This window comes from Microcoleus sp. Z1_B2, from assembly GCF_036700325.1.
Classification (GTDB): domain Bacteria; phylum Cyanobacteriota; class Cyanobacteriia; order Cyanobacteriales; family Microcoleaceae; genus Microcoleus.
Window position 1 is genome coordinate 114,215 of the sequence record NZ_JAUBOQ010000007.1, and the last position, 9,121, is coordinate 123,335.

Annotated in this window: 9 protein-coding genes; 8 read left to right on the plus strand and 1 reads right to left on the minus strand. The window is 43.2% G+C overall.

Translation table 11 applies throughout. The features are described from left to right. Positions 1-234 precede the first annotated feature (234 nt). The 3 genes from QT984_RS06025 (at position 235) to QT984_RS06035 (ending at position 4,109) form a co-directional block, all read left to right on the plus strand. A complete protein-coding gene (locus tag QT984_RS06025) occupies positions 235-1,155 on the plus strand; it encodes an NAD(+) kinase (protein ID WP_333053588.1) in 921 nt (306 codons plus the stop codon). A 322-nt stretch (positions 1,156-1,477) separates the two neighbouring features. Then, positions 1,478-1,963 (plus strand): hypothetical protein, encoded by a 486-nt coding sequence (locus tag QT984_RS06030; RefSeq protein WP_333053589.1) that lies wholly within the window; start codon positions 1,478-1,480, stop codon positions 1,961-1,963. A gap of 169 nt (positions 1,964-2,132) precedes the next feature. After that, entirely contained in the window at positions 2,133-4,109 is a 1,977-nt protein-coding gene (locus tag QT984_RS06035; protein WP_333053590.1) for a carbamoyltransferase, read from the plus strand. 3 nt (positions 4,110-4,112) lie between these two features. Here the strand turns inward: QT984_RS06035 and QT984_RS06040 are convergent, their stop codons facing one another. After that, complete coding sequence (locus QT984_RS06040; RefSeq protein ID WP_333373515.1) at positions 4,113-4,235, minus strand: hypothetical protein; 123 nt, start codon at positions 4,233-4,235, stop codon at positions 4,113-4,115. On the opposite strand from QT984_RS06040, the gene QT984_RS06045 reads away from it, so the two are divergent. The 5 genes from QT984_RS06045 to QT984_RS06065 are packed head-to-tail and all read left to right on the plus strand — an operon-like array spanning position 4,234 to position 8,720. Next, positions 4,234-4,641: an SxtJ family membrane protein gene (locus tag QT984_RS06045; RefSeq protein ID WP_333053591.1), complete on the plus strand. Its 408-nt coding sequence runs from the start codon at positions 4,234-4,236 to the stop codon at positions 4,639-4,641. The genes QT984_RS06040 and QT984_RS06045 overlap by 2 nt on opposite strands. Beyond that, positions 4,642-4,806, plus strand: coding sequence for a DUF5989 family protein (locus tag QT984_RS06050; protein ID WP_190657062.1), 165 nt, complete (start codon positions 4,642-4,644; stop codon positions 4,804-4,806). It begins immediately after the preceding gene. 4 nt (positions 4,807-4,810) lie between these two features. Next, complete coding sequence (locus tag QT984_RS06055; RefSeq protein ID WP_333053592.1) at positions 4,811-6,043, plus strand: SGNH/GDSL hydrolase family protein; 1,233 nt, start codon at positions 4,811-4,813, stop codon at positions 6,041-6,043. Between the two features lie 13 nt (positions 6,044-6,056). Further along, complete coding sequence (locus QT984_RS06060; protein ID WP_333373517.1) at positions 6,057-7,382, plus strand: hypothetical protein; 1,326 nt, start codon at positions 6,057-6,059, stop codon at positions 7,380-7,382. 6 nt (positions 7,383-7,388) lie between these two features. Continuing rightward, positions 7,389-8,720 (plus strand): hypothetical protein, encoded by a 1,332-nt coding sequence (locus tag QT984_RS06065; RefSeq protein WP_333232541.1) that lies wholly within the window; start codon positions 7,389-7,391, stop codon positions 8,718-8,720. Positions 8,721-9,121 lie beyond the last annotated feature (401 nt).

Sequence of the window (9,121 nt, forward strand, 5' to 3'; positions counted from 1 at the left end):
CGGTGGCGGCAATTCAGTCTAAAATCTAATCATCTAAAATCTCAAATCTAAAATCTAAAATCGATGTGCACTGCGATCGTCCCGGTCGCGGCAATTCAGTTTAAAATCTAATCATCTAAAATCTCAAATCTAAAATCTAAAATCGATGTACAGTGCGATCGTCCCGGTCGCGGCAATTCAGTCTAAAATCTAAAAATCTAAAATCTAAAATCTAAAATCTAAAATCGATAGGTTGTGCAACTAAAACAAGTAATTATCGCCCACAAAGCCAGAGATACCCTCAGCCAGAGGTGGGCAGAACAATGTGCCCGCCAATTAGAAAGTCGCGGGTGTCAGGTTTTAATGGGGCCCAGTGGCCCGAAAGATAACCCGTATCCGGTGTTTTTAGCTTCTAGTAATACCCCAATTGATTTAGCGGTAGTTCTGGGGGGCGACGGTACGGCCCTAGCTGCAGCGCGGAATTTGGCGGCTGACGGCATCCCGATTTTGGCAGCGAATGTGGGGGGACATCTGGGTTTTTTAACCGAGTCTTTTGAGGATTTCCAAAAGACTGAGGAGATTTGGGACAGACTTGCGGAAGACAGGTATGCTGTGCAGACGCGGATGATGTTGCAGGCAACAGTTTTTGAGGGAAACAGAACCAATCTCGAACCCCAAAGCGATCGATTTTTGGCACTAAATGAAATGTGTGTCAAACCTGCTTCAGCCGATCGAATGCCGAGCTGTATTCTAGAAATGGAAGTTGACGGCGAAGTAGTCGATCAATATCAAGGCGACGGTTTAATTGTGGCAACTCCCACCGGTTCGACTTGCTACACTGCATCTGCCAACGGGCCGATAATGCACTCAGGAATGGAGGCGATCGCCGTTACTCCAATTTGCCCTTTGAGTTTATCCAGTCGGGCGATCGTCCTCCCGCCCGGTTCAGTCGTCAGCATTTGGCCTTTAGCAGATTACGAACTCAGTACCAAACTCTGGACAGACGGGGTTTTAGGTACTGCAATTTGGCCAGGACACCGCGTAGACGTGCGGAGGGCGGACTGCGAAGCCAAGTTTATCATTTTGCGGGAAAACTATTCTTATTTCAACACTTTGAGGGAAAAACTTCACTGGGCAGGAGCCCGAATTCGGTACAGCAACAATCACCGCAATTAATCCCAATCATCGACCATTAATCATTAATCTGTAGGGCGGGTTTTACCAACAATATTTGCCTAAAATCAATAATCTCATAAACCCGCCCCCACAAGGCGATAAATCGCAATTTACATTTTTATGCTTCGAGCGAAAGAAAGGTTGATCTGGGTTATTAGTGTGGGGGCGGGTTTATATAGATGGTTTGCGGTCATTAAATATTATTCGTAAAACCCGCCCCTACAGGATGCTATTTTACAGGCAAAACCCACCTTACCCAACCCATAATCTACAGACAAAACTCTGTTAAGATCGCTCAATATCTTGACAAACAGCCTGATCTATGCAGATTTTCAAAAAATCAACCCGACCTTTCAACCCTCAAGATACATATCCCTGTCCCGTGTGCCGCACCGGTCAAATTTCTACCATGCCGATGATGGACGCCCTAGCTTGCAACTTCTGCCAGCACATTTATACCGCAAGCGTTGAAAGACAATCGCTCCAAATGGCCGATCGCCAACCGCCCGTAACTTGGCACTGGAACGGCAAACAGTGGATAGGAGCCCACCTCGAAGGCGTAGAATTCGGATGGCCCTACTGGGCAGCGGCTATTGGTCTAATTTTCCTTCCCACTACCTTGCTGGGACTTTCAGCTTACTATTTTCCCCCGGTTCCCGGCAGCAGGTTGTCGTGGCTGCCCCTAGCTTGGACAGGCTTAGCTTTTTTGTCCCATTTAGGCATTGTGCTGTGGTTGGTAGGTGAATTTTATCAATTCCCGGTGGTAACTTACTTCAGAGCTTGGGGGCGCAGGATAAGCCGGCGCTAACTTAAATGCTGTCTAACAGCCGATCGTCCGAGGGCTTCCCACCGACATCGATCCAGGTAAAATTAGAGGCGATCGCAAAATTAAATTCCCAATCAGCACTGAAGCAGCTATAATCGTTAGCTATTCTAAATAGTCAAAAGCAAACGCATTGCGATTTGTGAGGAGAGCGATGAACATACTTGGAATCTCGGCGTACTATCACGACAGCGCCGCAGCCTTAATTCGCGACGGAGAAATTATAGCAGCAGCGCAGGAAGAAAGATTTTCCCGCAAAAAGCATGACGCCAGATTCCCTAAGAATGCGATCGTTTATTGCTTGAAAGAAGCGAACATAGATTTGCGGGAGCTCGATCGAATAGTCTTTTACGACAAACCTTTAGTCAAATTCGAGCGCCTTCTCGAAACCTATTTAGCCTACGCACCCCAAGGTTTTCGCTCTTTCCTAGCCGCCATGCCGATATGGCTCAAAGAAAAGCTTTACCTCAAAACCATGCTCAAAAGAGATCTGGCAGCAATAGCAAACTGCAAAACAAATAAACTGCCATCTCTGCTATTTACCGAACACCACCAATCCCACGCAGCATCCGCATTTTTCCCCAGCCCGTTTCAAAAAGCAGCCGTTTTGTGCCTCGACGGCGTGGGCGAGTGGGCAACAACCTCAGTTTGGTTGGGAGATGGGAACCAACTTACACCTCAGTGGGAAATCGATTTTCCCCACTCCTTGGGTTTGCTTTATTCAGCTTTCACCTATTACACAGGCTTCAAAGTCAACTCTGGCGAATACAAACTCATGGGTTTAGCTCCTTATGGCGAACCCAAGTATGTAGACAAGATTCTCAACTATTTAATCGACCTCAAAGATGACGGAACTTTTCGTTTGAACATGGATTATTTCAACTATACAGTTGGCTTAACCATGACAAACAAGAAGTTTGACGAACTGTTTGAAGGGCCGCCGCGTCAAGCTGAAGGAAAATTGACTCAGCGAGAAATGGACATTGCAGCTTCCATTCAAGTTGTTACCGAAGAAGTTGTTTTGCGACTGTGCAGAACAGTTAAAAAAGAATTGGATGTTGATTATCTTTGTATGGCCGGCGGCGTTGCTCTCAACTGTGTTGCTAACGGCAGACTCTTGCGGGAAGGTATTTTCAAAGATATTTGGATTCAGCCGGCAGCAGGAGATGCTGGCGGTGCTTTGGGCGCGGCTTTGGCGATTTGGTATCAGTATTGCGAACAAACTCGCACTGTGAGCGCGAACTCGACAGCAAATAGTAGAGAAGCCCTCAAGACTGAACTTATCACTACAAACGCAGCGGTTGAGGAGAGGACGGAAGTTCTCACTGCCAACCCAGCGGTGGCAACTGTGGCGAAGTCGGTTGCTCATTTAACTTGTCACGATCAAATGCGGGGCTCATATTTGGGCCCAAGGTTTACTGACGCAGAAATTCTCGAATATTTGGATGCTGTCAAAGCTAGCTATCATCGATTAGATGATGCCGAATTAATGCCGCAGTTGGCGGAAATTTTGGAACAGGGAAATGTGGTGGGATGGTTCCAGGGGCGGATGGAATTTGGGCCGCGGGCTCTGGGCGGTCGATCGATTATTGGCGATCCCCGCAGTGCTAAAATGCAGTCCGTGATGAACCTGAAAATTAAATATCGGGAATCTTTTCGACCTTTTGCTCCGTCAATCTTAGCCGAACGAGTTGCGGATTATTTCGAGATTGACCATTCTAGCCCTTATATGCTATTGGTAGCACCTGTCAAATCCAGTCTCCGCATTCCCATGACTGCGGAACAAGAGCAGTTGTTTGGCATTGAAAAGCTCAACATTCCGCGATCGGAAATTCCGGCTGTCACCCACGTCGATTACTCGGCTCGCATTCAAACTGTTCACAAAGAAACCAATCCTCGCTACTATGACTTAATCAGCCATTTTGAAAAGCGATCGGGCTGTTCTATTGTGGTAAATACTTCTTTCAACGTCCGAGGCGAACCCATTGTTTGCACTCCAGAGGATGCTTACCGCTGTTTCATGCGAACCGAAATGGACTATCTGGTTTTGGAAAATTACTTGCTTCCCAAGTCAGAACAAATTCCTTGGAAACAAGATGATGCTTGGAAAAATGAATTTGAACTAGATTAATTATTAGTAAGTTGGCAGTGGGCAGTTGTGAGTTGTTAGTTGGCAATTGTCATTCTTCCTTCTTCCTTCTTCTTTCTTCCCTCTTCCTTCTTCCTTCTTCCTTCTTCCTTCTTCCTTCTTCCCCATGAGCGACGAAATTAAAAAACTCGACAAAAAAGGCTTGCGCGATTTCGGGCTGCTAATTGGCGGCTTGATTGCAGTGCTGTTCGGTTTAGCAGTACCTTTACTGCGGCGGCATTCTCTACCTTGGTGGCCTTGGGCAATCTGCGGAGTGATGGTGCTGCTAGCATTGGTGGCGCCGAAATCGCTTAATCCCGTTTATCACGCGTGGATGCGCTTTGGAATTATTCTTAACAAAATCGAAACGCCGATCGTCCTAGGGATAGTTTTTTACCTGATAGTTTGGCCGATGGGAGCGATCAAAAACATTTTCGGCGAAGATGCCATGCGGCGAAAACTCAATCCTAAAATGGATACTTACCGCGTCCCAAGTAAAGCAAGAACAAAAGTTAGTATGGAGCGTCCTTTTTAAGTGTTTGAAGCAACTTTAGACTTTCTCAAAGATTTGTGGGCGTTTATGAAAGAACGTCAAAAGTATTGGCTGTTGCCGCTCATTGTGACTTTAGTTTTTTTGGGAGCTTTGATTGTATTGAGTCAGGGTTCTGTGATTGCTCCATTTATTTACACGCTGTTTTGAAATAATGAGCAAGTTGAAAAATTTGGGTGTCAATTTGGGTTTGACACTCGGCGGTTTATTGATGGGGGTGGTAATTGGTGAAATTGGATTGCGGGTAGCCAGGATTGAAGGCTATCCCAAAATAGGAGATTTCGTAGACTCGGCGCCAACTCGTTTTCACACTTCCGATCCGAATTTGGGCTGGAAGCTGAAACCTGGTGCGTCGGGGGAGTGGAATGGGGAAGGTGCGAGTTTTGTGCAGGTGAATAGCGAGGGTTTGCGCGATCGTGAACATACAAAAGTAAAACCTCCAAATACTTTGCGCGTTGCGGTTTTGGGCGATTCTTTCACCGAAGCAATTCACGTACCTGTCGAACAAACTTTCTGGTCAAAATTGGAACGCAAGTTAGGCAACTGCGAAGCTGTTAAGGGACGCAAAAATGTTGAGGTAATGAATTTCGGGGTGCAGGGCTACGGTACTGCTCAAGAATTGATAATGCTGCGAGAAAAAGTGTGGGATTACAGTCCTGACATTGTAATTCTTGCCTTTTTTATTGGGAATGATATAATTAACAATTCGCCACAATTAGAATACGATCGCTACCGACCATTTTTTGCTTACGATGCTAGCGGCAAGCTAGTACCGGATATGTCTTTTCGCAATCTGGCGCCGATCGATCGCAACGAAAGAGCAGTTTCCTTCGTAGACCGAATGCCCAGTTTGATAGTCAAAAATTCGCGCATTTTGCAGGTCATTAAAAAAGTAGACTTAGAAAGGAAAAAGCGCGAGTTATCTGAGGATTTTACCACTTTAAGTACCAAAAACCTCAAGGAACCTGAGAATGCAGCTTGGGAAGAGGCTTGGAGGGTGACAGAGGGTTTGATAGTGACGATGCGGAATGAAGTCGTGCAGAAAAATGCTGAGTTCTTGCTTGTGACGATCGGCGATCCGATCCAAGTTGAACGGGATGCCAAGATGCGAAAAGATTTTACGAAAAAGAACAACATTCAGGATTTGTTTTATCCCGATAGGCGGCTGGAAAAATTGGGCGCGCGCGAGGGTTTTCGGGTACTGAATTTATCCGAACAGTTTCAAGGTTATACTGAAAAATATCAAGTCTGCGCCCACGGTTTTGATAATTCTGTACCCTGTGGGGGTCACTGGAATGAACTCGGACACCGACTGGCTAGTATCCTGATTAACCGCAATTTGTGCGAAAATTTGAAGCAGTCTCAATTCCCCAAAAAACAACCGTAATCAGTCAAATTTCATGAAAGATTCAACGGCGCTGAAAAAAGGCAAAAATATATTAAGTATAATCGCGGTTAATTTGGCGATCGCCTTTATTTCTCTGGAAGCTTTGTCCCTAGCTTTTTATTTTCTCAACCAAAAACAGTTTTTTTATACCAGAACTAAAGCCAAAGAAAAAGTAGTAGAAGATATTGAAAGGATCGGCATTAGACTTGATGAATCTATCGTAGAAAGACTGCACCCACTTTTTGGCTATGTACTCAAACAAGGTGCTTTCACCAATGAAAAATTAAAGTTAAAAGTCAACAAACACGGCTTTTTTTCACTTTACGAATATCCGTTTATTACAACTAATAAAAATCAAGTTATCATCGGAGTTTTTGGCGGTTCAGTTGCGAATAATTTTGCAGTCGATGAATACGTAACTCGCAGATTGTCTAACAAATTGAAAACTTATCCAGAATTTGCCAACAAGGAAATTATTGTTTTAAATTTTGGGAATGGCGGCTACAAACAGCCCCAACAATTATTGATTTTAAATTACTTTCTGGCTTTGGGTCAAGAATTAGATTTAGTCATCAATATTGATGGTTTTAACGAAGTAGCGCTGTCAAATTTAAACAACAAAGCCCAAGTAGAAATAGGAATGCCCAGCGTTCAGCACATACAGCCTCTGACTGGTTTAGCCAACAACAACTTGTCGCCGGAAGCGATGAGCTCGATCGTGCAAATTAACGAAAACAAAAAACAATTAAAAGCAGGTATTGACAAATTGCAAACTTGTCAACTTGCTTTGTGTCACGCTGTCACCTCGCTACAGGTGAAACAATTAGTCAACAATTACCAGCAAGCAGTTGTCAAGTACGATTCACAAGTCAAACAATCCAACTCCGACACGGCAAATAGCGGTATAGTCTACATTCCCAAAGCTGACTTTGTTTTGCAGGACGCCGCTGCTTTTGACAAAATGGCATCGATGTGGTACGAATCGTCGATCGGGATGAATCAAATTTTATCAAGTAGAAAAATTAAGTATTTTCACTTTATCCAGCCCAACCAGTATTATCCCACTCAGCGAGCGTTTACCGCCAAGGAAAACGAAATCGCGATTAACAAAGAGAGTCCCTACATTGAAGGAGTGAAAAAAGGTTATCCGGTGTTGTTGTCCAAAGTCGATGATTTGCAAAAAGCTGGGGTTAATATTTTTAGTGCAGTGAATATTTTAGACAATACCAAAGAAACGGTTTACAAAGATGCCTGCTGCCACTATAATTCAGTCGGAGACGAACTATTGGCAAACTATGTTTCTAGTTCTATTATTAAAGTAGTAAGAGAATCGAAATAGAGGTTTATGAAAGATTTAAAATTTCTCAAAAGAGGGCAAGAATTCCTCAAGATAACTTTGATTAACTTAGCGCTTTTACTGGTTTTCCTCGAAGTCGGTTCCTTGGGATGGTATTTTCTCAAGCACAAGCAATTTTTCTATGCTAGAGAAAAGGTGCAAAACAAGTCAGATTTAGGAATTAATTTAGAAGGAGTGCGGCTGAATCAGTCTATTGTTGAAAGGTTTCATCCTTTTTTTGGATTTATTCAACAACCAGGCCCCGATTTTCGCCCTGGTTTTAAGGTTAACAACTACGGATTTATCTCTCCTTATGATTACCCTTTGAAAAAAACCAAGAAAAATCAATTTATTATCGGAGTTTTTGGCGGTTCTGTGGCTTCTAATTATGCAGTATTTGAAGTTCAAAACAAAATTTTGCCTCAATACCTCAAGCAGCTTCCGGGTTTGAAAGATAAAGAATTTGTAATTTTGTCTTTTGCTACCGGAGGCTACAAACAACCCCAGCAATTATTAATTCTAAACTATTTTTTGGCTTTAGGGCAAGAACTGGATCTGGTAGTCAATATAGATGGTTTTAATGAAGTAGCACTTTCTAACTTAAACAATAAAAATCAAGTCGATTTGACAATGCCAAGTATTCAGCACATTTTGCCGCTGACTAGCTTGGCGAATAATAGCCTTTCTACAAAAGCGATGAAAGCAACTATCAGAATCCAAGAAAATAAAGCTAGGATTAGTCAGGGTTTGGAACGTTTGCAAAACTGCTCTTTAGCTGCGTGCGATGCTTTGACTTCTGTTTACGTTCAAAATTTAGTTAATAACTATAAAACCGATGTTATTAAGTTTGAACAAGAACGGACTACACAAAAAAAAGATGACGGCGGCAGCGTTATTTATATCAATACTAATAAGTCAGTTTTACCGGATTCAGCCGCTTTTGAACAAATGGCCCAGAATTGGGTAAAAAGTTCAATTTTTATGCACAAAGTTCTGTCTGCTAGTAATGTGCCTTATTTTCATGTTCTTCAGCCTAATCAATATTATCAGACGAAAAGGGTGTTTAGTGAATCCGAAAAGCAGATTGCTTTTAATAAGGATACTCCTTATGCTAAAGCTGTGCAAATTGGATATCCGGCTCTTTTCAAGAAGTTTCCTAATTTGGAAAAAAATAAGATCAATCTAGTGAATGCTGTCAATGTTTTTGACAAGACTAAAGAGGCAGTTTATGTAGATAGCTGCTGCCACTACAATCAAGCTGGAGAGGTAGTTTTTAGCAATTATGTGGGCAGTTCTATTCTGGAATCTTTGCGGAAAGATGAAAGAAAAAACAAGAAGTGATATTATGTCTGGTTGATTCGTTATTGTACAATTGGCGAACTCGTAGGGGCGGGTTCACCAACAATATATAATGATAACCAACAATATATAAAAACCCGCCCCACTCACTCACCAATAATTCACATCAACCTGATATTTATATTTAATTCCTAAATGTAGGTGATGATTTATCGTTGGGTGGGGGCGGGTTTTTGAGATTGTTTGTTTCCGGCGATGATGGTTGGTGAACCCGCCCCTACGGGTATGATGTCGATGGATTAAAATTACATGGTTTTTAGTTTTGGGTTTTTGGCTGGCTGGGGGAGCGATCGCCCGTTGAGTCGAGATGATTTATCGTTGGGTGGGGGCGGGTTTTTGAGATTGTTTGTTTCCGGCGATGATGGTTGGTGAACCCGCCCCTA